Annotated in this window: 20 protein-coding genes; all 20 read left to right on the forward strand. The window is 56.7% G+C overall.

Annotated features, from left to right (window positions below):
• Window positions 1-4: 4 nt before the first annotated feature.
• Window positions 5-1,279 (forward strand): EF-P 5-aminopentanol modification-associated protein YfmF, encoded by a 1,275-nt coding sequence (gene yfmF / locus ACTTK7_RS02080; protein ID WP_462865384.1) that lies wholly within the window; start codon window positions 5-7, stop codon window positions 1,277-1,279.
• Window positions 1,260-2,555, forward strand: coding sequence for an EF-P 5-aminopentanol modification-associated protein YfmH (yfmH, locus tag ACTTK7_RS02085; RefSeq protein WP_462865386.1), 1,296 nt, complete (start codon window positions 1,260-1,262; stop codon window positions 2,553-2,555). The genes yfmF and yfmH overlap by 20 nt, the downstream gene beginning before the upstream one ends.
• Window positions 2,548-3,273 (forward strand): elongation factor P 5-aminopentanone reductase, encoded by a 726-nt coding sequence (ymfI, locus tag ACTTK7_RS02090; protein ID WP_462865387.1) that lies wholly within the window; start codon window positions 2,548-2,550, stop codon window positions 3,271-3,273. The genes yfmH and ymfI overlap by 8 nt, the downstream gene beginning before the upstream one ends.
• A 77-nt stretch (window positions 3,274-3,350) precedes the next feature.
• The gene (locus ACTTK7_RS02095; protein ID WP_322524716.1) at window positions 3,351-4,124 is read left to right on the forward strand and encodes a DUF3388 domain-containing protein; all 774 of its coding nucleotides are present in this window, start codon (window positions 3,351-3,353) and stop codon (window positions 4,122-4,124) included.
• A 24-nt stretch (window positions 4,125-4,148) separates the two neighbouring features.
• Window positions 4,149-5,057 carry a RodZ domain-containing protein gene (locus ACTTK7_RS02100; RefSeq protein WP_462865388.1) on the forward strand — a complete coding sequence of 303 codons (909 nt, stop codon included), beginning with the start codon at window positions 4,149-4,151 and terminating at the stop codon, window positions 5,055-5,057.
• 154 nt (window positions 5,058-5,211) lie between these two features.
• Window positions 5,212-5,790: a CDP-diacylglycerol--glycerol-3-phosphate 3-phosphatidyltransferase gene (gene pgsA / locus ACTTK7_RS02105; RefSeq protein ID WP_462865390.1), complete on the forward strand. Its 579-nt coding sequence runs from the start codon at window positions 5,212-5,214 to the stop codon at window positions 5,788-5,790.
• A gap of 21 nt (window positions 5,791-5,811) precedes the next feature.
• On the forward strand, window positions 5,812-7,065 hold the full coding sequence (locus ACTTK7_RS02110) for a competence/damage-inducible protein A (protein ID WP_462865391.1): 1,254 nt from the start codon (window positions 5,812-5,814) through the stop codon (window positions 7,063-7,065).
• Window positions 7,049-8,656, forward strand: coding sequence for a DEAD/DEAH box helicase (locus ACTTK7_RS02115; protein WP_462865392.1), 1,608 nt, complete (start codon window positions 7,049-7,051; stop codon window positions 8,654-8,656). Before ACTTK7_RS02110 ends, ACTTK7_RS02115 begins: the two co-directional genes overlap by 17 nt.
• A 259-nt stretch (window positions 8,657-8,915) precedes the next feature.
• Entirely contained in the window at window positions 8,916-10,001 is a 1,086-nt protein-coding gene (gene recA / locus ACTTK7_RS02120; RefSeq protein WP_462865393.1) for a recombinase RecA, read from the forward strand.
• A 332-nt stretch (window positions 10,002-10,333) separates the two neighbouring features.
• Window positions 10,334-11,896, forward strand: a complete 1,563-nt coding sequence (gene rny / locus ACTTK7_RS02125) for a ribonuclease Y (RefSeq protein WP_462865395.1) — start codon at window positions 10,334-10,336, stop codon at window positions 11,894-11,896.
• Between the two features lie 63 nt (window positions 11,897-11,959).
• A complete protein-coding gene (locus ACTTK7_RS02130; RefSeq protein ID WP_462865396.1) occupies window positions 11,960-12,757 on the forward strand; it encodes a TIGR00282 family metallophosphoesterase in 798 nt (265 codons plus the stop codon).
• Between the two features lie 100 nt (window positions 12,758-12,857).
• Complete coding sequence (locus ACTTK7_RS02135) at window positions 12,858-13,118, forward strand: stage V sporulation protein S (protein WP_022792833.1); 261 nt, start codon at window positions 12,858-12,860, stop codon at window positions 13,116-13,118.
• Window positions 13,119-13,249: 131 nt separating this feature from the next.
• Complete coding sequence (locus ACTTK7_RS02140) at window positions 13,250-14,929, forward strand: ABC-ATPase domain-containing protein (RefSeq protein WP_462865397.1); 1,680 nt, start codon at window positions 13,250-13,252, stop codon at window positions 14,927-14,929.
• A gap of 96 nt (window positions 14,930-15,025) precedes the next feature.
• Window positions 15,026-16,609, forward strand: a complete 1,584-nt coding sequence (gene miaB / locus ACTTK7_RS02145) for a tRNA (N6-isopentenyl adenosine(37)-C2)-methylthiotransferase MiaB (protein WP_462865399.1) — start codon at window positions 15,026-15,028, stop codon at window positions 16,607-16,609.
• A gap of 5 nt (window positions 16,610-16,614) precedes the next feature.
• On the forward strand, window positions 16,615-16,983 hold the full coding sequence (locus tag ACTTK7_RS02150; protein WP_462865400.1) for a YlbF/YmcA family competence regulator: 369 nt from the start codon (window positions 16,615-16,617) through the stop codon (window positions 16,981-16,983).
• 198 nt (window positions 16,984-17,181) lie between these two features.
• Window positions 17,182-19,767, forward strand: coding sequence for a DNA mismatch repair protein MutS (gene mutS, locus ACTTK7_RS02155; RefSeq protein WP_462865401.1), 2,586 nt, complete (start codon window positions 17,182-17,184; stop codon window positions 19,765-19,767).
• 3 nt (window positions 19,768-19,770) lie between these two features.
• Complete coding sequence (mutL, locus tag ACTTK7_RS02160) at window positions 19,771-21,645, forward strand: DNA mismatch repair endonuclease MutL (RefSeq protein ID WP_462865402.1); 1,875 nt, start codon at window positions 19,771-19,773, stop codon at window positions 21,643-21,645.
• 238 nt (window positions 21,646-21,883) lie between these two features.
• A complete protein-coding gene (locus tag ACTTK7_RS02165) occupies window positions 21,884-22,450 on the forward strand; it encodes a class I SAM-dependent methyltransferase (protein ID WP_462865418.1) in 567 nt (188 codons plus the stop codon).
• Complete coding sequence (miaA, locus tag ACTTK7_RS02170) at window positions 22,447-23,382, forward strand: tRNA (adenosine(37)-N6)-dimethylallyltransferase MiaA (protein WP_462865403.1); 936 nt, start codon at window positions 22,447-22,449, stop codon at window positions 23,380-23,382. Before ACTTK7_RS02165 ends, miaA begins: the two co-directional genes overlap by 4 nt.
• Window positions 23,383-23,427: 45 nt before the next feature.
• The gene (gene hfq, locus ACTTK7_RS02175) at window positions 23,428-23,667 is read left to right on the forward strand and encodes an RNA chaperone Hfq (protein WP_022792841.1); all 240 of its coding nucleotides are present in this window, start codon (window positions 23,428-23,430) and stop codon (window positions 23,665-23,667) included.
• Window positions 23,668-24,218: the final 551 nt, after the last annotated feature.

A 24,218-nucleotide genomic window follows, 5' to 3' on the forward strand; every position in this document is an offset into this window, starting at 1 on the left:
TTTGATGCAGCCAGTGACGACGAACACCAATATTCCGGTGCATTTATTTCAAACGAAGCAGTTTAAAACGACGGCTGTTATTATCCAGTGCCGCGCCCCGCTGTCCGAGCATACCGCAGCGGGCCGGGCGCTGTTGGCCAGAGTGCTGAAAAAAGGGAGTCTGCGCTACCCGTCGCAGTCCCATATAAAAGAAAAGCTCGATGACCTGTACGGCGCCTCGTTCAGCGTGGACGTCGGCAAACGCGGCAATTACCATGTGATGAGCTTTCGCATGGAATTTGTCAACGAACAGTATCTGCCGGCGCAGGAGGACCTGTTTGCCGAAGCGACCGCGTTTTTAGCGGAGATGGTGCACGCGCCTCTCGCAGAGAACCGCGCGTTCAACCCGAAAATTGTCGAGGAGGAAAAGCGGACGCTGCTGCAGAAAATCAATACGATTTATGATGAAAAGGACCGCTATGCTAACATGCGTCTCGTGCAGGAAATGTGCAGCGCAGAAGCGTATTCAGTGCATCCGCTCGGTGACGCCCACCGGATGGAGGCGCTCGATGAGCAGAAGCTCTACGACGTGTACGAGCAGTTTCTAGCGGAAGACGCCATTGATGTCTACGTAGTCGGCGATGTGGAGTCGTACGACGTCGAGGCGGTCACAGGCCCGTTTCCGGAACGGAGCCCCCTGCCGCCGGTCGAAGACGGCGCAGAACGTCCGCCGCGTGTACGCTACGTGGAGGAGTCCGATGACATTCATCAGGGCAAGCTGCAGCTCGGCTACCGGACGACGATTACCCAGGACGATCCGCAGTTTGCCGCAATGCAGGTAACAAACGGCCTGTTCGGCGGCTTTCCGCACTCGAAGCTGTTTCAGGAGGTGCGTGAAAAACGGAGTCTTGCCTACTATGCTGCTTCCCGCTACGAAAGCCAGAAGGGGCTGGTCATGGTGATGACCGGCATTGAAAAGGAGCAGTACGAGCAGGTGAAAGCAGTGATCGGCGAACAGCTGCAGGCGCTGCAGCAGGAGCCCGTCTCAGACGAACTGCTGGCCCAGACGAAGGGTATGCTTATCAATCAGATCCGAGAGACCACCGACGCCCCGGGCGGGCTGGCTGCCCTTCATTTTCAGGGAAAAATGGCGGGCCGCGTCCGTCCGATTGAAACATGGATCGAGGAAATTGAGCAGGTGAGCGCAGACGACGTGCTTGCATGCGCGAATTCAATCGTACTTGATACCGTATTTTTCCTACACGGAAAGGAAGATGAAGATGCAGAAACAACAGTATGATCAGCTGCAGGAAACCGTCTACTCGGAGGTCATGCCAAACGGCCTCCGGGTGTACGTGCTTCCGAAGCAGGGATTCAGTAAAACATTTGCTACCTTTACGACCGACTACGGCTCCATCGACAACGCCTTCGTGCCGATCGGGCAGAAGCAGAGCGTGGAGGTGCCGGACGGCATCGCTCACTTTCTGGAGCATAAAATGTTTGAAGACGAAGAAGGCGACGTGTTCGACACGTTCGGCAAACAGGGCGCTTCGGCCAATGCGTTCACGTCCTTCACGCGCACGGCGTATTTGTTTTCAAGCACCGATGACACCGCGGTGAACCTGCATACGCTGCTCGACTTTGTGCAGCATCCGTATTTCACCGAGGAGAGTGTGGAAAAAGAAAAGGGCATTATCGGCCAGGAGATCAGCATGTACGACGATGATGCCGACTGGCGCCTGTTTTTCCAGTTGCTCGGCAATCTGTACCACCGCCACCCGGCCCGGATTGACATTGCCGGCACGGCCGAGTCCATCAGCCGGATAACAAAGGATGACCTGTATACGTGCTATCATACGTTTTATCATCCGGCGAACATGATTTTGTACGTGGCCGGCGCGGTGGAGCCGCAGGAGATTTTTGAGCTCGTGCGGAGCAACCAGGCGGAGAAGGAATTTACCCCGATGGACCATGTGGAGCGTATTGAAGTGGATGAGCCGGCGACAGCGCTTCATTCCAAGGCGGTCGAAAAGATGAGCATCCGCCTGCCGAAGGTGCTTCTCGGCTACAAGCTGTCGCTGCACAGCGAAACGGACAACCTGCTGTATCAGGAGGCCCGGCTCGAGCTGCTGCTTGAAACGCTGTTCGGGGAAGGCTCGGAGGCGTATGAAACGCTGTACTCTGAAGGACTGATCGATGACAGCTTTTCCAGCGAGGCAATGATTGAGCGTTCGTTTTCCCTCGCGGCGCTCGGCGGCAACACGCCGAAGCCGGAGGAAACCGAGGCGCGGCTGCTCGACATTATCGAGCACGCGCAGACTGAAGGCATGGACGAACGACGCTTTGAACGGATGCGCAAAAAGCTGCTCGGCCAGCTCGTCAAGCAGCTGAATTCCACTGAATTTCTCGCCACCGAAGGCACGCGCTACGCGTTTCACGGCGCTTCGGTTATGGACGCGGTGGAAATCATGCAGCAGGTGACGTTTGACGATATTTCCAGCCTGTTGGAGAGCGAATTCCGCATCGATAACCGAACGACATCCATTATCGACCAGAAGGCTGAAGCAGATGCCTGACTGGACGCTCGTTACCGGAGCAAGCGGAGCGATTGGAGGAGCAGCAGCCGAACGGCTTGCTGCCTCCGGCCGCCCGCTTCTGCTTCATTATTACAGGGGAAATGAAAAGGCAGAACAGACAGCGGAGCGCTGCCGCCAGAATGGGCAGCAGGCAGAAGCAGTCTACGGCGATCTTGCCACCGAGGCAGGCCAGGAGGCGTTTATGGCCCGGCTGCCGAAAAATATTGATACTTATATTCATGCTGCAGGCATGGAGGAATACATACTGTTTCAGGAAACCACCTATGCGCACCGAAATGCCATTATTCAGACAAATGCGATGAGCGCGATGGCTGTCAGCCGGGCTCTTCTTCCGGAAATGCTCACCGCCCGGCGCGGGACAATCGTTTTCGTAAGCTCCGTCTGGGCCCGGGAAGGGGCAGCGATGGAATCCACCTATGCAGCGGCGAAGGGCATGATTGAAGCCTTCACCCGGTCGCTCGCCAAAGAAACCGGTCCGTCCGGGGTGCGCATAAATGCCGTGGCACCGGGGGCGATCGCCTCTCCGATGCTCGGCCATTTAACGGAGGAAGAACAGCAGGACGTTGCCGGGCAGGTATCGCTCGGGCGGATCGGCACGCCGGAGGAAGTGGCCGGTGCGGTCGCATTTTTATGCTCGGAGGATGCCGCTTATGTGCACGGGGAAGTGCTCCGCGTGGACGGTTTATTTCCGTCCTGAAGCCCCCGTCGTCTGCTGTTCAAATGGGAAAAAATGACGTACAATAAAAGCAGTAGAGATAAAGAGGGGGACGTCTGATGGCTGGCAACGAATGGTACGTGGAATACGAAATTCATCAAAACCGTCCCGGCCTGCTCGGGGATATTTCTTCGCTGCTCGGTATGCTTGCAATTAATATCGTGACCATCAACGGGGTGGAGGGCAACCGCCGGGGGCTGCTTCTGCGCTGCGACAGCTTTGACCGCATCCAGCGGCTTCGCGCCATCCTTGATACGATTCAGATCATTTCCGTACGGAAGGTCAAACAGCCGGGGCTCCGCGAACGGCTCGCTGTCCGGCACGGGCGCTACATTGAGCGCGATGCCGATGACCGGAAAACGTTCCGTTTCGTTCGTCCGGATCTCGGGCTTCTCGTCGACTTTATGGCCGAGCTGTTCAAAAAGGACCGTCATTATCTTGTCGGTATCCGCGGGATGCCCCGGGTCGGAAAAACCGAATCCCTCGTGGCCGCGAGCGTATGTGCCAATAAACGCTGGACGTTTGTGTCATCGACGCTTCTGCGCCAGACGATGCGCACCCAGCTCGGCGACGATGAGCGAACGAACAGCCACGTGTTTATTATCGACGGGATTGTCACGACGATGCGTGCGGCCCGGAAGCATCGCGACCTGGTGGAGGAGATCATGCGGCTGCCCGCGGTCAAAGTCGTGGAGCATCCGGATATTTTCATCCGCGAAACGTCGTATACGGCGGATGATTTTGACTGCATGATTGAGCTCAGAAATGATGAAAGCCAGGTGATCTCGTACGATACAGTGGATTCCGGCTTTTCGTCGTTTGATATTAGTTAACGTGAAAGAGGCAGGTGAGCCGTTATGGCAGAGTTAGGACCATACCTTCGCGGTGAACGCGAGCGCCAGGGAGCAAGCCTCGAGCTGATGCAGCAGCGCACGAAAATCCAGCGAAGGTATTTGCAGGCGATTGAAACCGGTGATTACGGGGCGCTGCCGGGGGCTTTTTATGCCCGGGCGTTTATCCGCAGCTACGCCGAAGCGCTCGGCCTGGACGCCGAGGAGGTTTTCCGGCAGTATGGCCATGAGCTCCCGGCGCCCAGGCAGGAGCCGACAGAGATGCCGTCGCGGGCGTCAAGAAAGCAGACGCGAAGCAGAAGCCAGCAGAAGCGGCCGCAGCAGAAGCAGAAAAAAACATCCTTTTTGCCCTTTATTTTTGCGCTTATTTTTCTTCTTATCATCGGGGCAGGGATCTGGGTGCTATTCCAAAATGTAAGCAGCGATACAGAGACCCAGCAGCAGAGCAGTGAAGGAACCGGCGTCCAGTTTGAGTCCGGGTCTCCGGAGGAAGACAGCGGAGTTGCGGAGGACAGTGCAGAAAGCACCCCGGAAAATAACGGGGGCTCCAGCGGGGAAGAAGATGAAAGCGCTGAGGAAGAGGAAGCCGCGGACGCTGATGTGCAGCTCGAGGAAACCTCCTCGGACGGGGACAATGCGTCGTATGATGTGATCGGGGCGGAAGCGTTTGAGCTTACGATGAGCTTCAGCGGCAACTCCTACGTGGATATAACGGATGCGGACGGCGAGATGCTTGATATGTTTGCAGAGCAGGCCGAGGGCGATGAGCTTGAAGAAACGTACGAGGCAGAAGAAATCACCGTCAACGTCGGCAACACGAACAACATGGAGCTGACCGTCAACGGCCGGGACTTTTCCTATCCTTCAGATGGCACCCACCAGATTATTACGTTTACGGCAGTGCCAGAAGAATAAATCCGGCCTTCGCTTCTGAAATGTTCAGAACGAAGGCTTTGCTTTGCCATAAACAAATTGTGCGTTTTGTTCCATGGGAAAAAAAGATATGTGATACAATATGAAAGACTGGAATGTGGACGGAATAGCACGATTTGCAAGTAGGAGGACGCCCATGAACTTACCCAATAAAATTACAATTGCCCGTGTGTTGATGATTCCGTTATTCGTGATCGCCGTTCTGGTGCCGTTTCCGTTTGGCACCTGGTCAGTCGGAAACGCCGAACTGCCGGTGCATCATTTCATCGGCGCGGTCATCTTTGCGGTCGCAGCCGGCTCCGACTGGCTCGACGGCTATATTGCAAGAAAGTACAGCCTGGTGACCTCGTTTGGCAAGTTTCTGGATCCGCTCGCGGACAAGCTGCTCGTTACGGCGGCGCTGCTTGTGCTGATTGACATTTCCATGCTTGCGTCCTGGATGGCAATTATTATTTTAAGCCGCGAATTTGCGGTCACCGGCGTCCGGCTGGTGGCTGCCGGGGAAGGAAACGTTATCGCAGCAAGCGGACTCGGAAAATGGAAAACCACATTCCAAATGGTTGCTATCGTGGTGCTCTTGCTTCATCACTTTCCATTTTCCTATGCCGGCTTTCCGGCGGGCGACGTCCTCATGTGGATCGCTGTTATTTTAACGATCATATCCGGCGTCGATTATTTCTGGAAAAACCGCGCCGTGATTATGAAGTCGATGTAAGCTGTATCGGAGGAACGTGTAATGAACGCTGAAATTATTGCAGTAGGAACAGAGCTTCTGTTGGGCCAGATTGCCAACACGAACGGCCAGTATTTATCGAAGGAACTGGCTTCTCTCGGGGTGAATGTTTTCCGCCATACGGTGGTCGGGGACAATGAAACCCGGATGCATGAAGCCATCGGGGAAGCCTCCGAACGGGCGGATATCGTCATCCTGACGGGCGGCCTCGGACCGACGCAGGACGACATTACAAAAGACGTGGTGGCCGGCTTTACCGGCCGGAAGCTGCTCGTGCACGAAGCATCAGCGCAAAAAATCAGGGACTATTACGACCGGACGGGCCGTTCGATGCCGGCGTCCAATATGCGCCAGGCACACTACGCTGAAAACAGCACAGTGTTTGTTAACCAGAACGGCATGGCCTGCGGAATGGCCGTTGAAGAAAACGGCACGCATTATGTTTTAATACCGGGACCTCCCCGGGAAATGAAATCCATGTACAAGCATGACGTGGAGCCTTATGTAGCGGCGCTTGCCGGAAGCGGCAGGCTCGTTTCGTCCCGGGTGCTCCGTTTTTACGGCATCGGGGAGTCCTCGCTTGAAGAGGAGCTGCAGGATTTGATCGAAGCCCAGACGAACCCGACCATCGCTCCTCTGGCCGGCGACGGCGAAGTCACGCTGCGGGTGACGGCGTCCGCCGCCACCGAGGAGGAAGCGGTGCAGATGATTGCCGGCGTGGAGGAGCAGGTGCTCGGCCGTGTCGGAGAGCATTTTTACGGCTATGATGACGATTCGGTCTTTAATCATACGGTGGACGTGCTGAAAGAACGCGCGCAGACAATTGCTTCAGCAGAAAGTCTGACCGGCGGCTGGTTTGCAAAGTCCATTGTGGACATCCCCGGGGCGTCAAGCGTATTCCAGGGCTCGGCTACGACGTATTCCAAAGCAGCCAAAGAGCACATTCTCGGCATCGACCGAACGCTTCTTGACCAGGAGGGGGCCGTAAGCGCAGCCTGTGCAGAGGCGATGGCCGAAAAGGTAAAGGAAAAATTCAGCACCGATGTTGGTATTTCCTTTACCGGCGTCGCCGGGCCGGACCGTGATGAAGGCAAAGAGCCCGGACTCGTCTGGATCGGAGTTTCCGGACCGAAGGGGACGATCTCAAAACAAATTCACATCGCCGGCACCAGGGATCGTGTCCGCTTTATGGCTTTATATGAAGGGTGCCGATTGTTATGGAAAGAAAAGGTGGTAGAAAATGACAACATTCAATGATTTTCAAATGAAGGACGAAATTAAGCAGGCGGTACGGGAGATGGGCTTTGAAGAGCCGTCCCCGGTACAGGAAAAAGCGATTCCCGCCGCTCTTGAACAGAAGGATCTGATCGGCCAGGCTCAGACGGGTACCGGTAAAACGGCGGCGTTTGGCATTCCGATTTTAAATAAAGTAACCGAGGAGCCGCACGTGCAGTCGATCATCATTACCCCGACCCGCGAGCTTGCCATTCAGGTGTCCTCTGAAATCCAGAAGCTCTCCAAGCATTTGAACATCCGCTCGCTGCCGGTTTACGGCGGCCAGTCGATCGGCCATCAGATTAAAGCACTCAAGCAGGGCGTACAGATTGTCATCGGCACGCCGGGGCGGGTGCAGGATCACCTGCGCCGCAAAACGCTGCAGCTGGACAAGGTAAATACTGTCGTACTCGACGAAGCGGACGAGATGCTCGACATGGGCTTTGTCGAAGACATTGAAGCGATTTTAAAGCAGGTGAACGTCGACCGGCAGACGCTTTTGTTCTCGGCGACGATGCCGCCGGCGATCCGTAAGCTGTCGAAAAAATACATGGTGGACCCGGTCACAGTATCCATCAACAAAAGTGAAGTGACGGCGCCAAACATCGAGCAGTCCTACTTTAAGGTGCTCGAGCGCAACAAGCAGGATTCCCTCTGCCGGATTCTGGATGCACGGGACCCGGACCTTGGCATCATTTTCTGCCGGACGAAAAAAGGCGTGGCGGATCTGACCGAAATTCTGCAGGCCCGGGGCTATCTCGCAGACGGGCTGCACGGAGACCTGACCCAGCAGCACCGGGACGCCGTGATGAAGAAATTCCGTGACTCGGCGATTGAATTTCTCGTTGCCACAGACGTGGCCGCCCGCGGCATTGACGTGCAAAACGTCACCCACGTGATCAACTACGACATTCCGCAGGATCCGGAAAGCTACGTGCACCGCATCGGCCGGACCGGCAGAGCCGGGCGCAAGGGCGAAGCGCTGACGCTTGTAACGCCTCGCGAAATGAAGCATCTGCGCTCGATTGAGTCGGAAATTAAAATGTACATTCCATCGCACCGGGTGCCGACCATCGAAGAAGTGGTGGAAAAGCAGCAGGAGGCGTGGAAGCGTCAGATCGCCTCGCAGATGGAGGAGGAGTCCGAGCTCGGGCTGTTCAATGACATCACCGATGAGCTTCTTGCCGAGTACGATCCAAAGGACGTGGTCCGTGCGCTGATGAAGCTGAACTTTGCCTCCACGGTCGGCGAATCCGATGAAAGCTACAGCTTTGGTGAAACCGGCGGTGCCCGCGGCATGACAAGATTCTTTATCAACGTCGGCCGCAATGTAAACATGACGCCGAAAATACTGATTGAAGAAATTTCGAACGCCGTCGGCATCCCCGGCAAATCCATCGGCAAAATTGATATTTTTGATAAATTTACCTTTGTGGAAGTACCGCAGGACAGCGCGCCGTTTGTGTACGAAGCCCTCCGGCACGCACGCATCAACGGCACGCGCGTGAACCTCGAGCCGGCGAAGCCGCGCCCGGCCCGTCCAAACCGGAACACGCAGCGCCAGTCCCAGTAATCCGTTCGCTCTTCAGCGGCCCCGCCGCTGAAGAGTTTTTTTTCCGCCAGCCTGCCAGCGGCCGCATCTTCCGGGAAATATGGAAAAACACGAATAAATGTTCGCATATCTGTTGGCAAATCGAACAAAAAACGATATAATATAGAAAGCAGGAAAACAGCGGGAACGCTTCCTGAATAACAGCAGGCATGTATGGATGCATTCTTCGTGGGGAAGAGCGTATCTGTTTAACAGTATATATCCTTGAAGGAGAGATAAGATGAGCGAAAGAAAAGCCGCATTGGATCAAGCATTGAGCCGCATCGAAAAACAGTTTGGCAAGGGGTCGATCATGAAGCTCGGCGATCAGACCGACCGCCGCATATCCACTATTTCCTCCGGCGCACTGGCCGTTGATATTGCCCTCGGGGTCGGCGGGTATCCGCGCGGCCGTGTTGTGGAAATTTACGGTCCGGAATCCTCCGGTAAGACGACCGTGGCCCTGCACTCCATCGCCGCTGCCCAGCGCGACGGCGGCACAGCGGCCTTTATCGATGCGGAGCACGCTCTGGATCCAAGCTATGCCCGGGCGCTTGGCGTCAATATCGATGAACTGATCCTTTCCCAGCCGGATACCGGCGAGCAGGCGCTTGAAATTGCTGAAGCGCTCGTGCGAAGCGGGGCAATCGACATTCTTGTTATTGACTCCGTGGCGGCGCTTGTACCGAAAGCGGAGATTGAAGGCGAAATGGGCGACAGCCACGTGGGTCTTCAGGCGCGCCTGATGTCCCAGGCGCTGCGGAAGCTTTCCGGAGCGATCAGCAAATCGAACGCCATTGCGATGTTTATCAACCAGATCCGTGAGAAGGTCGGCGTCATGTTCGGCAGCCCGGAAACGACTCCCGGCGGCCGTGCGCTGAAATTCTATTCCTCGGTGCGTCTTGAAGTGCGCCGGGCGGAAACCCTCAAGCAGGGCAATGAAATGGTCGGTAACAAAACGAGAATCAAGGTAGTGAAAAACAAAGTAGCGCCGCCGTTCCGTCAGGCAGAGGTGGATATTATGTACGGGGAAGGCATCTCGCGTGAGGGGTCCATTCTTGATATCGGCGCGGAGCTCGACATCGTGCTTAAAAGCGGCGCATGGTATTCCTACGAGGGCGAACGCCTCGGACAGGGACGGGAAAACTCGAAGCAGTTCCTGAAGGAAAATGAAGAAACGGCCGCGGCCATTGAACGGAAAATCCGCGACCACTACAAGCTCGACGATATCCAGGCGGAACCGGACGAGCCGGAGGAAGAACCGGAAGCTCCGGCAGAATCCGGACTGCTTGTCGAAGAGGAAGAAACAGCAGATACAAACCGTTAAAGCACTGCCGAGGCGCCGGAATTCCGGCGCCTTTTTTCGTGTGGAACAACGTCCGGGCGCGAAGCCTCCGGCGGGGAGGCCGGCAGCACACCGGCCCGGAGTGAAAGAAAACGGTGTCAATCCCCATAAAAGCAGGGATTTCTGCCGGTGAGCTTTCTTGACAGCACCCTGCGGTAAAGATACAATAAAGAAGTGGAACGTTTGTTTTGTTCCGCACTTCGATGAGCGTATTAATTCGCAAGCAGAACAATGCGGACACGAAAAAGAATCATCAATGCAACTTTCGCAACAACCGAAAGTGAACAATCAGATAGCAAGAGGAGGTGACATGTATGAACACTGCAATCATCTCCATTTTGCTTGTTATCGGTGCATTGATAGTTGGTTTGATTGGATATTTTGTCCGAAAAGCGATTGCCGAAGCGAAATTCAAAAGCGCCGAGCACGAAGCCGGCCAGATTGTGAAAGAAGCTGAGCGGCAGGCAGAGACAATCTTAAAAGAATCGCGGTTGGAAGCTAAAGACGAAGCACATCAAATTCGGGCAGAAGCAGAGAATACTCTGAATGAACGAAGAAATGAAGTTCAAAAACAAGAAAACCGCTTAATGCAGAAGGAAGAGAGCCTTGACCGTAAGAGCGAGACGTTTGACAAAAAGGAAGAATCCTTGGAGCGCAGAGAGGAGTCTCTCTACGAAAAACAACAACAGGTTGAGGAAAATAACAGCAAAGTGGAGGAGATTCTCGCCAGACAACAGGAGGAACTTGAACGTGTTTCCGGCATGTCGCGGGAGGATGCCAGAGAGCTAATCCGCCGCGAAACCGAACAGGAAATGGAACACGAAACGGCGCTTCTGATCAAGGAACGCACAGAAGAGGCCAAACAAGAAGCCAACAAAAAAGCGAAGAATATTTTATCCCTGGCCCTGCAGCGCTGCGCTGCCGACCATGTCGCCGAAACGACGGTGTCTGTGGTGAACCTGCCAAACGATGAAATGAAAGGGCGGATCATCGGCCGCGAAGGACGCAACATCCGGGCGCTTGAAACGTTAACCGGTATTGATCTTATCATTGATGATACCCCGGAAGCCGTTATTCTTTCCGGCTTCGATCCGATCCGCCGCGAGGTGGCGCGCATTGCGCTTGAACGCCTCGTGCAGGACGGCCGCATTCATCCGGCACGCATCGAGGAAATGGTCGAAAAGGCACGCCGGGAAGTGGATGAGTTTATCCGCGAATACGGCGAGGAAGCAACGTTTGAAATGGGCATTCACGGACTGCATCCGGATCTTATGAAGATCCTCGGACGCCTTCACTTCCGGACAAGCTACGGCCAGAACGTGCTGAAGCACTCCATGGAAGTGGCGCATCTGACCGCGCTGATGGCTGCCGAACTCGGGGAGGACGAACAGCTGGCCCGCCGCGCCGGACTGCTTCACGATCTCGGGAAAGCCATCGACCATGAAGTCGAAGGAAGCCACGTGGAAATCGGCGTCGAGCTCGCTAAAAAATACAAAGAGCACGAGGTCGTTATCAACAGCATCGCTTCCCACCACGGGGATACCGAAGCAACCTCTGTGATTGCTTCCCTTGTCGCTGCCGCAGACGCGCTGTCCGCAGCACGCCCGGGAGCACGCAGGGAAACGCTTGAAACGTACATCCGCCGCCTGGAACGGCTCGAAGAAATTTCGGAATCCTTCAAAGGGGTCGAAAAAACCTTTGCCATTCAGGCCGGACGCGAGGTACGGATTATGGTGAAGCCGGACGTGGTGGACGATCAGCTGGCACCGCAGCTGGCTAGAGACATCACAAAACGGATTGAAAGTGAATTGGATTATCCGGGCCATATCCGCGTAACGGTGATACGGGAGACCCGGGCAGTGGATTATGCGAAATAAAGCGGTGAACGCCACCGCTTTATTTTTTTATGCTTATACGCAAGAGGAAAGGAAGTCACAGACATGAAATTTTTATTTATCGGCGACATCGTCGGCTCCCCGGGACGGAATATGGTCGAGGAATACCTGCCGCGCCTGAAGCGCAAATACCAGCCGACGGTGACAATCATGAATGGCGAAAACGCCGCGCACGGGAAAGGAATCACCGAAAAGATTTACAAGCAGCTGCTCCAGGCAGGGGCACAGGTGATTACGATGGGCAACCATACGTGGGATAACAAAAATATTTTCGAATTTATTGACGAGGCCAAAATGATGATCCGTCCGGCCAACTATCCGGCGGGCGTACCCGGCGAAGGGATCAAATACCTGCGCATCAACGACCAGGAGGTGGCAGTCATTAACCTGATCGGACGGACGTTTATGGGCAATCCGAACGATGATCCGTTCCAGAAGGCCGATGAGCTGGTCACGGAGGCGTCGGCGCGCACGAGCTTTATTTTCGTGGACTTTCATGCGGAAACGACGAGCGAAAAACAGGCAATGGGCTGGTTCTTAAGCGGCCGTGTTAGCGCCGTCGTCGGCACGCACACCCACGTGCAGACCGCCGACGACCGGATTCTTGACGGCGGTACCGCCTTTTTGTGTGATGCGGGCATGACCGGCCCGAGCGATGGGATTCTCGGCATGGAGCGCGAATCTATCATACGAAAGTTTCAGACAAACCTGCCCACCAAGTTTGAAGTGGCCGAGGGGCGGGAACAGTTAAATGGAGTCGTTGTGAAAGCGGACCCGAAAACCGGAAAAGCGACGACGATTGAACGCATCCGCATTGACGACGCCCACCCATTTTTTGAATAAAAAAGAATATTGAGCAAAAAGCAGGAAAATGGCCCTTCTTTCATGAATTATGCCTAATACAATGGCTTTACCATTGATCCTACGCAGGGAGGTACTAGAAATGGAAGTATTAAAAGTATCCGCTAAATCCACTCCAAATTCTGTCGCAGGTGCCTTAGCCGGAGTTATTCGTGAAAAAGGAGCCGCAGAAATCCAGGCGATCGGGGCCGGCGCGATCAATCAGTCCATTAAGGCGATAGCCATTGCCAGGGGATTTGTGGCGCCAAGCGGCATCGACCTGGTCTGCATTCCCGCTTTTACCGATATTGAAATTGACGGCGAAGAACGAACGGCGATAAAATTAATTATTGAGCCGAGGTAAACGTCTTCCGCCACATCCGGCAGCGCCCGGGCGCTGCCGGCCATTCTATACATATCACCAGCCGGTGGTACTTTAAGGCGTCCATGCGGCGTCTTTTTGTATGCCGGCAGACAATAGAGAGGAGCATACCAATGAAACAACTAATTCAAACGCTAAAACGCATCGACCGAAAGGGCTACAAGGCCTACAACGATATTAAAGGCACGCACGAATTTTCCGATTTTCAGCTGCATTTGGACCACGTGCAGGCCGATCCATTCGCCAGTCCGTCCCGTGCACGGGTGACGCTTTCACGCAAAAAGCTTGAGCTCGGCCCGGAGGTCGAGGAAAGTGACGCGCGCCGCGTGGCGGCCATCGACTTTTTCGCCCTTGCAGTGCAGCAGGAGCTCCACAAGCAGAAGGGCAAGCCCGGCATTATTATCGATGGTCCCGGCCAGGAAATGATCGACCGGACCGCGGTGAAGCTGTCGAAGGATCATCTGGAGGTCCGGCTGTCGATCCACCTGCCGGCCCGCGGACGTACGATTCAGGGCCAGGAGGCCATCGACCGGCTCACCAAACAGCTGCCGGAGGCGATTCAGCACGCCGTGCAGCAGTACTCCAAACAGAAGCTGATCGCCCAGCTGGAGCTTGCCGACCAACAGCAGGCGGTGCGCCGCTACCTGGAGGACAACGACTGCATCGCATTTGTGGCCAACGGCTCGGTGCTCCCGCGCGCAAGCGGCGTCAGCAACCGCCCGATGAGCGGCAAGGAGGTAATCTCGTTTCAGTCGCCGAAGGAGCGCGAGGTAACAATTGAGCTTCCGCACGGCGGTCCGGTCACCGGCATGGCGGTGCCAAAGGGCGTGACGATCATTGTCGGCGGCGGCTACCACGGCAAAAGCACGCTGCTTGAAGCCATGGAGCGCGGGGTGTACAACCACCGCGCCGGCGACGGCCGTGAATTCGTGATTGCCGATCCGAGCGCCGTGAAGGTGCGTGCCGAGGACGGCCGCTCGGTCACCGGGGTGAATATCAGCCCGTTCATTGCGAACCTTCCGGCCGACAAGGACACCTCCTTTTTCACGACCGAAAATGCGAGCGGCAGCACGTCGCAGGCGGCAAACATTATGGAGGGCCTCGAGGCAGGCGCCGGGACGCTGTTGATCGATGAAGACACGAGCGCGACCAACTTTATGATCCGTGACGCCCGCATGCAGGCGCTTGTGGCCAAGCGCAAGGAGCCGATCACGCCTTTTATTGACAAAGTGCGCGCCCTTTATGACGACGAAGGCATTTCCACCATTCTCGTCGTCGGCGGAGCAGGAGATTATTTTGATGTGGCGGATTATGTTATTATGCTTGAAGAGTACGCGCCGTATGACGTCACCGAAGAAGCGCGCCGGATTGCCGGCGAGCATCCGACCAACCGGGCGAAGGAAGCCGGTGAGGCGTTCGGGGCTCTGACCGGACGCCGTATTGCGGTGAACCGCTTTGACGCTCGTAAGGGCAAAAAGGAAAAGGTGAGCGGCAAGGGCCGCGATACGGTCATGTACGGAGCGGAAACGATCGACCTGAGCGCGGTTGAGCAGCTGATTACCGGCAGCCAGACGAACGCGATTGCCGAAGCCATCCGCCACGCTAGCCGGCAGTTCGAACAGCCGGCGCCGCTTCCGGACGTGCTCGACTACATCGAGCAGACGATCGACAGTCAGTCGCTCGATGCGCTCTCGCCGTTTAAAAACCAACATCCCGGGGACATGGCGCGTCCGCGCCGGTTTGAAATCGCATCGGCCATTAACCGCTACCGTCCGCTCCGCGTCGAACGGTGATTTGAGTTTTAACGGTTTTCGGCTTATAATATGAAGCGACGACAAAAATCACGGGCGGCGATACCGCCTGTACCTATAGAGAAGGGAGAGACCACCGTGACTGATAAAAAGCAAACGGATACGTCTGAACAAACGACTCCGGCGGTCGATCCGGCATACGAAAAATACTTTGATTTTTCCAAAGCCGAAGTGGAAAGCAACGAGGACGGCAAACAATACATGAAAATTGGCGGCCGGTCGATCGTGATCAACGACCAGCCCGACCATAAAGCAGGACGCAAGCGGACGAAGCAGGACGCGTCGGTGCACTACGATTTTGACATACCCGAGGATATGCGCGGCATCGGCTACGGCAAAAAGTACCTGATCCGCACGTACGGCTGCCAGATGAACTACCACGACACGGAAAACATGGCCGGCATTCTCGAGGAGATGGGCTTTGCCGAAACGAAGGAGACCGAAGAGGCGGACCTTATCTTTTTGAACACGTGCGCGATCCGCGAAAACGCCGAAAACAAAGTGTTCGGCGAAATCGGCCACCTGAAGGCACTCAAGCGCGAAAAGCCGGAGCTGATGCTCGGCGTATGCGGCTGTATGTCGCAGGAGGAAAACGTCGTGAACCGCATCATGCAGAAGCACCAGCACATTGACATGATTTTCGGCACGCACAACATCCACCGCCTGCCGGAGCTTCTCCGCGACGCCATCCAGGGCAAGGAAATGGTGATTGAGGTCTGGTCGAAGGAAGGCGACGTGATCGAAAACATGCCGAAAAAACGCGCCGGCGGCACGCAGGCGTGGGTGAACATCATGTACGGCTGCGACAAGTTCTGTACGTACTGCATCGTGCCGTATACGCGCGGCAAGGAGCGCAGCCGCCTGCCGGAGGACATTATCGCCGAGGTGCGCGAGATTGCGCGCCAGGGCTACAAGGAAATCACGCTGCTCGGGCAGAACGTGAACGCCTACGGCAAGGACCTCGGGCTCGACTACGGGCTCGGCGAGCTCATGAACGAGCTGCACAAAATCGACATTCCGCGCATCCGTTTTACCACCAGCCATCCGCGCGACTTTGACGACTACCTGATTGAGGTGCTCGCCCAGGGCGGCAACCTCGTCGAGCATATCCACCTGCCGGTCCAGTCCGGCAACAGCGACATGCTCAAGCTGATGGGACGCAAATATACGCGCGAGGAATACGTGGAGCTTGCCCGCAAGATCAAGACAGCGATTCCGCACGCGTCGTTTACAACCGACATCATCGTCGGCTTCCCGAACGAAACAGAGGAGCAGTTTGAAGACACCATGTCACTCATGCGCGAGATGGACTACGACAGCGCGTTCACCTACATCTATTCCCCGCGCGAGCATACGCCGGCGGAAAAGATGGAGGACAACGTGCCGATGGATGTGAAAAAAGAGCGGCTCGCCCGCCTGAATGCGCTCATGGGCGACATTTCGAACCGCCGCAACAAAGAGCTCGAAGGCCAGGTGCTCGAGGTGCTCGTTGAAGGCGAAAGCCGCAAAAACGCCGACGTGCTCTCCGGACGCACGCGCACCAACAAGCTCGTGAACTTCCGGGCGCCGAAGGACGTTATCGGCGAAGTCATCTACGTGCAAATTGATGAAGCCAAAACGTGGTCGCTCGACGGCCATGTTGTGGAATTTGCGGAGGTGTAAACAGGATGGCCTACACGAAAGAAGAAGTGATGCAGGAGGCCGGACGTCTTGCCGAACGGCTGAAGGAAACCGAGGAAGTGGACTTTTTCATCCGCGCCGAAACGCAGATTAACGACAACGTGCGGATCCAGAACCTGATCCAGGAAATCAAGGACAAGCAGAAGCAGGCGGTCAACTTCCAGCACTACGAAAAAACGGAGGCCAAACGCCAGGTGGAAGCACAGATCAACGACCTGCACGAAGAGATTGAAAACATTCCGATCGTCGGGCAGTTCCGCCAGAGCCAGACCGAGGTCAACTACATTCTGCAGCTGATCAGCGACCAGATTACCGCCTCGATCTGGGAGAATGAGGACGACAACAGCACATTATAAAAAGAACCGCTTTCCGTTTAACGGGAGGCGGTTTTCTGCTTTTTAGGCTATTATAAATTTCACATACTATAATTTAGTTTCTTTTACAATAATGCTATAATAAAAAGGACTGCAAAAACGAAGCACTCTCTATTGGAGAAGCGGGTGTGACGCTGTACAATAGATACGCAATGAAACACATATAACGGAGGCTTTTGGATGTCAGAGACAGATACACCGATGATGAAACAGTATAAAGACATTAAAGCGGCCTACCCGGACGCCTTTTTGTTTTACCGGCTCGGCGACTTTTATGAAATGTTCTTTGACGACGCGGAGCTTGCCGCCCGCGAACTGGAAATTACGCTCACAAAACGCGGCCAGAAAAACGAAAACGATATCCCGATGTGCGGAGTGCCGTATCACTCCGCCGAAGGGTATATTGCAACATTGATCGAAAAAGGGTATAAAATTGCGATCTGCGAGCAGGTGGAGGACCCGGCCAAGGCGAAGGGAGTTGTCAAGCGCGAAGTAGTGCGCATGATCACCCCCGGGACGATCATGGAAGGGCGCGCGCTCGATGAGACGGAAAACAACTTTCTCGTGGCGATGGTGCCGAACGGAACGGAAACGGCGTTTGTGAAGGCGGACCTGACGACGGGGGAAGCGGCTGCGGCGCTTTTGTCCGATGACGTCGGCGAATGGCAGCGTGAAATGACGACCGCGCACCCGAAGGAAATTATCGTTCCGGAGGAGCAGGAGGGCGTGATGGCTGACATCTACCGCGGCATGATTTCCACTGGATCGGTGCCGGAGCTGAAGCCGGAATGGGAGGAGCTTACCAGCGCCCTTGAGAGCCGTACGCTCCGGGACGGGGCGGCGCTTCTGCTCGGCTACGTGGAGCGCACCCAGCAGCGCTCGCTCGGCCACCTGCAGCCGTTTATGGTATACGAGCCGAACCGGACGATGCAGCTCGATCTGCATTCACGGCGCAACCTGGAGCTGACGGAGACGATGATGGGCAAAACGAAGGACGGCTCGCTTCTCGGCGTTCTCGACCATACCGTCACCGCGATGGGCGGCAGGAAGCTGCGGCGCTGGATCGAGGAGCCGCTGCTTTCCCGCCCGGCCATCGAAGAGCGCTACGGCATGGTGGCGTCGTTTGCGGAAAACTTCTTTGCCCGCGAGGACCTGCGCGAGCATCTGCGCGACGTGTACGACATTGAACGGCTCGCCGGCAAAGCCGTCTACGGCAACATTAACGCCCGGGAGCTTGTGCAGCTGCGGCGGACGCTGCAGGCGGTGCCGGCGATTGCCGACCTGCTCGAAGGGATGAACAACCCGGCCATCAACGAGCGTCTTGTAGACGTGTCCGCCTTTCAGGAGCTTGAGGAGCTGCTTGACCGGAGCCTGGTGGACGACCCGCCATTTGGCGTCCAGGAGGGCGGCATGTTCCGTTCCGGTTTTCACGAGGAGCTTGACCAGTACCGCGAGGCGGGCCAGAACGGCAAGCAGTGGATCGCGGAGCTCGAACAGAAGGAGCGGGCCGAGACCGGCATCAAGTCGCTCAAGGTCGGCTACAACCGGGTGTTCGGCTACTATATTGAAATCACCCGGGCCAATACCCACATGATTCCGGAAGGCCGCTACGAGCGCAAGCAGACGCTCACGAACGCCGAGCGCTACATCACTCCGGAGCTGAAGGAAAAGGAGGACCTGATTCTCGGCTCGGCGGACCGTGCCGTCCATCTTGAATACGAGCTGTTCCTCGATTTGCGTGAACGCGTCGCGGGCTACGTGCGTCCGCTCCAGGAGCTTGCGGACCTGCTGAGTGAAATGGATGTGCTGCAGAACTTCGCCCACGTGAGTGAGCGGCTCGGCTACGTGCGCCCGGCCTTCAGCGCGGACAAAACGCTTTCCGTACGCGGCGGCCGTCACCCGGTCGTGGAAACGATGCTGACCGCCGGCGAATTTGTGGCCAACGACACCCATATGGATGAGCACGGCATGCTGTTAATTACGGGCCCGAACATGGCCGGCAAAAGCACGGTGATGCGCCAGGTGGCGCTGATTGCGATCATGGCGCAGATCGGCTGCTTTGTGCCCGCCGAGGAGGCGGAGCTGCCCGTGTTTGACCGGATTTTCACCCGCATCGGGGCAGCCGACGACTTAACGAGCGGCCAGAGCACGTTCATGGTGGAAATGAAGGAAACCCAGCAGGCGCTCCTGAATGCGAGCGCCGACAGCCTGATTCTGCTCGACGAAATCGGGCGCGGCACGTCCACGTACGACGGCATGGCGCTCGCGCAGGCGATCATGGAATACATTCATGCCAACATCGGGGCCAAAACGCTCTTTTCCACGCACTACCACGAGCTGACCGTGATGGAGGACCACCTGCCGGCGCTTCGGAACGTGCACGTGCGGGCAGTGGAGGAGGACGGGGAAATCATCTTCCTGCACAGGGTGGAGCCGGGTAAGGCCGACCGCAGCTACGGCATTTACGTGGCCAAGCTCGCCGGGCTGCCGCCCCAGGTGATTGAGCGCTCCGAGACGATTCTGAAAAGCTTTGAGCAGCAGAAAACCGCCGCCTACGCAGCACCCGAGGAACCCGTACCGGAAACGACGGTCCGGGAGACGGAGGAGCCCGAGCAGCTCGCGCTCTTTTCGATCGATGACGGCAGCGCCCGGGCCAGGGAAATCATGAGCGAGCTGAAGCGGACCGACGTGCTCCGCATGAGCCCGATGGATGCGATTGAAAAGCTGTACGAGCTCCAGCAGTACGCGAATCAGGAGGAGGAATAAGCGGTGACGTATGTAAAAAAACTTCCGGACGGCCTCGCCAACAAAATCGCGGCCGGGGAAGTCGTCGAACGCCCCGCCTCGGTCGTCAAGGAACTGGTGGAAAACGCGATTGACGCCGGCGCCACGACGATCCAGGTAGACGTCGAGGAGGGCGGACTGTCGCTCATCCGGGTGACCGACAACGGCCGCGGCATGGACCAGGAGGACGCGGAGCTTGCCTTTGAGCGCCACGCCACGAGCAAGCTGTCCCGGGAAAAGGATCTGTTTCAGATTGAGACGCTCGGCTTCCGGGGCGAGGCGCTCCCGAGCATCGCGGCCGTCTCGAACGTCACGATGGAAACCGGGGACGGGCGCGAGGCCGGCGTGCTCATCCGCTATCAGGGCGGCAAACGCATCGCCTGCACGCCGTCCAAAAGCCGGCAGGGCACCCAGGTGGAGGTGCGCGACCTGTTTTTTAACACGCCCGCAAGGCTCAAATATGTGCGCACGATGAACACCGAGGTGGCAAACGTCGCGGACGTGATGAACCGGCAGGCGCTCGCGCACCCGGACGTGAGCTTCCGGCTGTACCACCATGGCAAGCAGCTGCTGCTCACAAATGGAAACGGCGGCCTGCAGCCGGTGCTCGCGGCCATTTACGGCCGCCAGACGGCGCGCGATATGCTGTACATCGAGGCAGAGACCGACGACTACCGGGTGAGCGGCTGGATCGCAAAGCCCGAGACGTACCGCGCCTCGCGCCAGTACATGTCGACGTTTGTGAACCACCGCTACATCCGGCACTACCCGCTCACCAAAGCGATCGAAGCCGGCTACCATACGCTGCTTCCAATCGGCAAGCACCCAATTGCTGCGCTTCATATTGAAATGAACGTCGGGCTGATTGATGTGAACGTGCACCCGTCCAAGCTCGACGTGCGCGTGAGCAAGGAGGAGGAGCTGCTGCAGCTCGTCGAACAGGCGGTGCGGGAGCGGCTCCAGCAGGAGCGGCTCATTCCGGCCGGCGACCAGAAGCGGGCCAAATCGGCGCCTGCGTCCGAGCAGATGAACCTCACCTTTGCCGAGCCGGCGCCAACACCGGCGGCCGAGCCCCAGCGGGAGGAACCGCCTGCCCCAGCTGAACCGGAGCCGTCCCCGGCGTCGCACGCCTCCGCCCACGAGGCGTCGTTCAGCGACGAGGCCCCTGCCAAGGAGCCGGAAGCGGAAACGGTGTTTGAACATGCGGATGCCTGGCCTGAGGAACGGGAAGCGCCGCAGCCGGAGCCCGAAGCCCCGGTACCGGAAAGCACCGGCCCGGAGCTGCCGGAGCTGCGTCCGATCGGCCAGTTTCACGGCACGTATATTCTCGCGGAAAACGAGGACGCGCTGTACATGATCGACCAGCACGCTGCGCAGGAGCGTATTTTTTACGAATACTTCCGCGTGAAAATCGGCGACGTGGACAAGGACGTGCAGCACCTGCTCGTGCCGATTCTGCTTGAGGTGACCAAGGAGGAGGAAATCCTCATCAACGACCGGCAGAGCGATTTTGAAAACATCGGGATTTTCCTCGAGCCTTTCGGCGGCCAGACGTTCCGGGTGCACGCGCATCCGACCTGGCTGCCGGCCGGCGACGAAGAAAGCGTCATACGCGAATGCATCGAAGAAGTGAAAAACAACAAACGCATCAGCGTGCATGAGCTCCGCGAGGAGGCGGCGATTCTGATGTCGTGCAAGGCGGCCATCAAGGCGAACCGCTACCTGACGAAGGATGAAATCCAGGCGCTCGTCAACCGGCTGCGCACGTGCGAGAGTCCGTATACGTGCCCGCACGGCCGCCCGATCATCATTCACTTTTCCGACTACGACATGGAAAAAATGTTCAAGCGCATCATGTAGCTGCATAGAAAGGGAGAGCGCCGTGATTATTACCACCGCTAAAAAGCCGGACCCGGATGTGCGCGCGGAAGCCGGGACAAAGGCACGGGCGTGGAACGCGCCGTACGTGTCAAGAGAGAAGCGATCGATCCAGCGCTGGCAGCGGGAGACGCAGGAGGATATCTACATTGTGGCCGCAGGCGGCGATACGTACCATCCGGCGGTGGAATCCGCCGAGCCGCTCGCGTTTCACCCGTCGATGGCGTGGCTGCGCGGCCTGCACGTGCACCGAGGCGGGAGCGACCCGCTGCTGGAGGCGGCAGACGTGCAGGAGGGCGATACGGTGCTCGACGCGACGCTCGGCTTTGGCGCCGACAGCATCATGCTTGCTCTCGGCGCGGGAGCGCCCGGCACGGTGCTCGGCATCGAAAAACAGCCGGTCGTGGCATCGCTTGTCCGCAAAGGGCTCCGGGTTCCGGGGGACTACCCCGGCTGGTTTACGGAGGCAATGCAGCGAATCACGGTCGTCCGGGGCGACAGCTATCGCCTGCTGCGGCTGCTTCCCGACAGCTGCATGGATGTTGTATACCTGGACCCGATGTTTGCCGAAGCGGTGGACACAAGCCCGGCGATTGACCGGCTGCGCCCGGTGGCGGCAACTGACCCGCTGACAGATAAATGGATCGAGGAGGCGCTGCGGGTGGCCCGACGCAGGATTGTCGTGAAGGACCATGCGGACAGCCCGCATTTTAAGCAGTACGAGTTAACCCCGGCCGGGCGGCGGAGCGCCGTAGTCCGGTACGGATGGAAGGAGGCATACACGTGAAGCAACCTGTACTCGCCGTCGTCGGCCCGACAGCGGTCGGCAAAACGCGGCTCGGCATTGAACTGGCCCATAAATACAACGGCGAAATCATCAGCGGCGATTCGATGCAGGTGTACGAAGGCCTCACCATCGGGACGGCCAAGCCGACGCTCGAGGAACGCCGGGAGGCCCCGCACCATCTCGTGGACATGCTGTCGCCGGCCACGCCGTATAGCGCGGCGGACTTTAAGGCAACGGCCGAGCCGATCATTGAACGGCTGCACGGGGAAGGCAAGCTTCCGATTATCGTGGGCGGCACCGGCATGTACATCCGGGCGCTCCTGCACGACTATTCGTTTTATGACGCGAAAAAGCAGGAGAACGTGCGCGAGAAGTGGGAGCTGTACGCGCACCAGTACGGAAGCGAGGCGCTGCATGCGAACCTGGAGCGCCGGGACCCGGAGCGAGCGGCCGCGATTCACCCGAACAACGTGCGCAAGGTGGTGCGGGCGCTCGAAATTCTTGAAACGTCGGAAGGTCCAACTTTATCCAAAAAAATGCAAAAAAAGCATTCGCCCTACGCCTCATTCATGATAGGATTAACAATGAACCGTCCGTATTTGTATGAGCGGATCGAGCGCCGGGTCGACCGCATGATGGAAGGCGGCCTCGAGCACGAAGCGCGCTGGCTGTACGAACGCTTCGGCGAGGAAGTACAGGCCGCCCAGGCGATCGGCTACAAGGAATGGTTCCCGTATTTCCGCGGGGACGAGAGCGCCGACTGGGTCGCCGAGCGGATGAAACGCAATTCCAGGAGATACGCCAAACGGCAGCTCACCTGGTTCCGCAACAAAGAGGACGCACACTGGTATGATATTACCGATCGCTCCCGGCCGTTTGCCGACGAAGCGTTTGCTTCGATTCTGCGGCAGTTCGAGCGCGAGCATCGCTAATACATAAATCACTTACTAAGCCCCGCAGTGGAAGGAGATTCAATCATGAAACAATCAGTCAATATCCAGGATCAGTTTTTAAACGTGGTACGCAAGGAAAAAATTCAGGTGACCGTCTTTCTGACGAACGGCTTTCAGCTGCGCGGCCTGATCAAAGCCTTTGACAACTTCACCGTCGTCCTCGACAGCGACGGCAAGCAGCAGCTCGTCTACAAGCACGCCATCAGCACCTTCGTCCCGCAGCGGACCGTCTCCCTGCAGACTGAAAGCGAGAGCGAGGAATAAAAAAGAGCTTCCCCCAAGGTTTTAAGGCCCTCTGTTCCTGAAAAATTAGGAACAGAGGGCCTTTGTAAATATAGAGTATCTTGTTAGTTACTTTTATATTGCAGATTCACTAACAATTATTTCTATTAACGATAAGAGAAAGAAAAAATCTTTGTAAATACATACAATGAAATCGATCAAAACATCATTCTGGTCGATAGCTATATGGAAAACTACTGGAAGGACGCCCCGGGAGCCAGCAGTAGGAGTGTAAAAGCCCTTCATGAAGCATAGAATAATTCCGTACACTGATTATTGATTTCTTGGTTTTTTCGCACTGCCCAAGAGTACCTTAAAAACGTGTATGACTCCTGCCGTGTAACCTGAACCCCAAAATCATCTTTTAGATGATATCTCCAATAATTTCTAATATTAAATCTAGAACTCTAATGTTGCAGTTTTGAAAACAAATGTTGGTCATGGATTTAAATATTGGGCTCTTCACCAAAATATGGACTTGACGAGTTGTCGTCGATGGTTTCCGGTTTCCAGGCGAATCCGCAGGCTGAGAT

This window comes from Marinococcus tarijensis, from assembly GCF_054971385.1.

Bases quoted from the DNA above. Each gene is read 5' to 3' on its own strand.
- yfmF (WP_462865384.1), top strand. From the start codon at position 5: ATGCAGCCAGTGACGACGAACACCAATATTCCGGTGCATTTATTTCAA.
- yfmH (WP_462865386.1), top strand. From the start codon at position 1,260: ATGCAGAAACAACAGTATGATCAGCTGCAGGAAACCGTCTACTCGGAG.
- ymfI (WP_462865387.1), top strand. From the start codon at position 2,548: ATGCCTGACTGGACGCTCGTTACCGGAGCAAGCGGAGCGATTGGAGGA.
- ACTTK7_RS02095 (WP_322524716.1), top strand. From the start codon at position 3,351: ATGGCTGGCAACGAATGGTACGTGGAATACGAAATTCATCAAAACCGT.
- ACTTK7_RS02100 (WP_462865388.1), top strand. From the start codon at position 4,149: ATGGCAGAGTTAGGACCATACCTTCGCGGTGAACGCGAGCGCCAGGGA.
- pgsA (WP_462865390.1), top strand. From the start codon at position 5,212: ATGAACTTACCCAATAAAATTACAATTGCCCGTGTGTTGATGATTCCG.
- ACTTK7_RS02110 (WP_462865391.1), top strand. From the start codon at position 5,812: ATGAACGCTGAAATTATTGCAGTAGGAACAGAGCTTCTGTTGGGCCAG.
- ACTTK7_RS02115 (WP_462865392.1), top strand. From the start codon at position 7,049: ATGACAACATTCAATGATTTTCAAATGAAGGACGAAATTAAGCAGGCG.
- recA (WP_462865393.1), top strand. From the start codon at position 8,916: ATGAGCGAAAGAAAAGCCGCATTGGATCAAGCATTGAGCCGCATCGAA.
- rny (WP_462865395.1), top strand. From the start codon at position 10,334: ATGAACACTGCAATCATCTCCATTTTGCTTGTTATCGGTGCATTGATA.
- ACTTK7_RS02130 (WP_462865396.1), top strand. From the start codon at position 11,960: ATGAAATTTTTATTTATCGGCGACATCGTCGGCTCCCCGGGACGGAAT.
- ACTTK7_RS02135 (WP_022792833.1), top strand. From the start codon at position 12,858: ATGGAAGTATTAAAAGTATCCGCTAAATCCACTCCAAATTCTGTCGCA.
- ACTTK7_RS02140 (WP_462865397.1), top strand. From the start codon at position 13,250: ATGAAACAACTAATTCAAACGCTAAAACGCATCGACCGAAAGGGCTAC.
- ACTTK7_RS02150 (WP_462865400.1), top strand. From the start codon at position 16,615: ATGGCCTACACGAAAGAAGAAGTGATGCAGGAGGCCGGACGTCTTGCC.
- mutS (WP_462865401.1), top strand. From the start codon at position 17,182: ATGTCAGAGACAGATACACCGATGATGAAACAGTATAAAGACATTAAA.
- ACTTK7_RS02165 (WP_462865418.1), top strand. From the start codon at position 21,884: ATGGCGTGGCTGCGCGGCCTGCACGTGCACCGAGGCGGGAGCGACCCG.
- hfq (WP_022792841.1), top strand. From the start codon at position 23,428: ATGAAACAATCAGTCAATATCCAGGATCAGTTTTTAAACGTGGTACGC.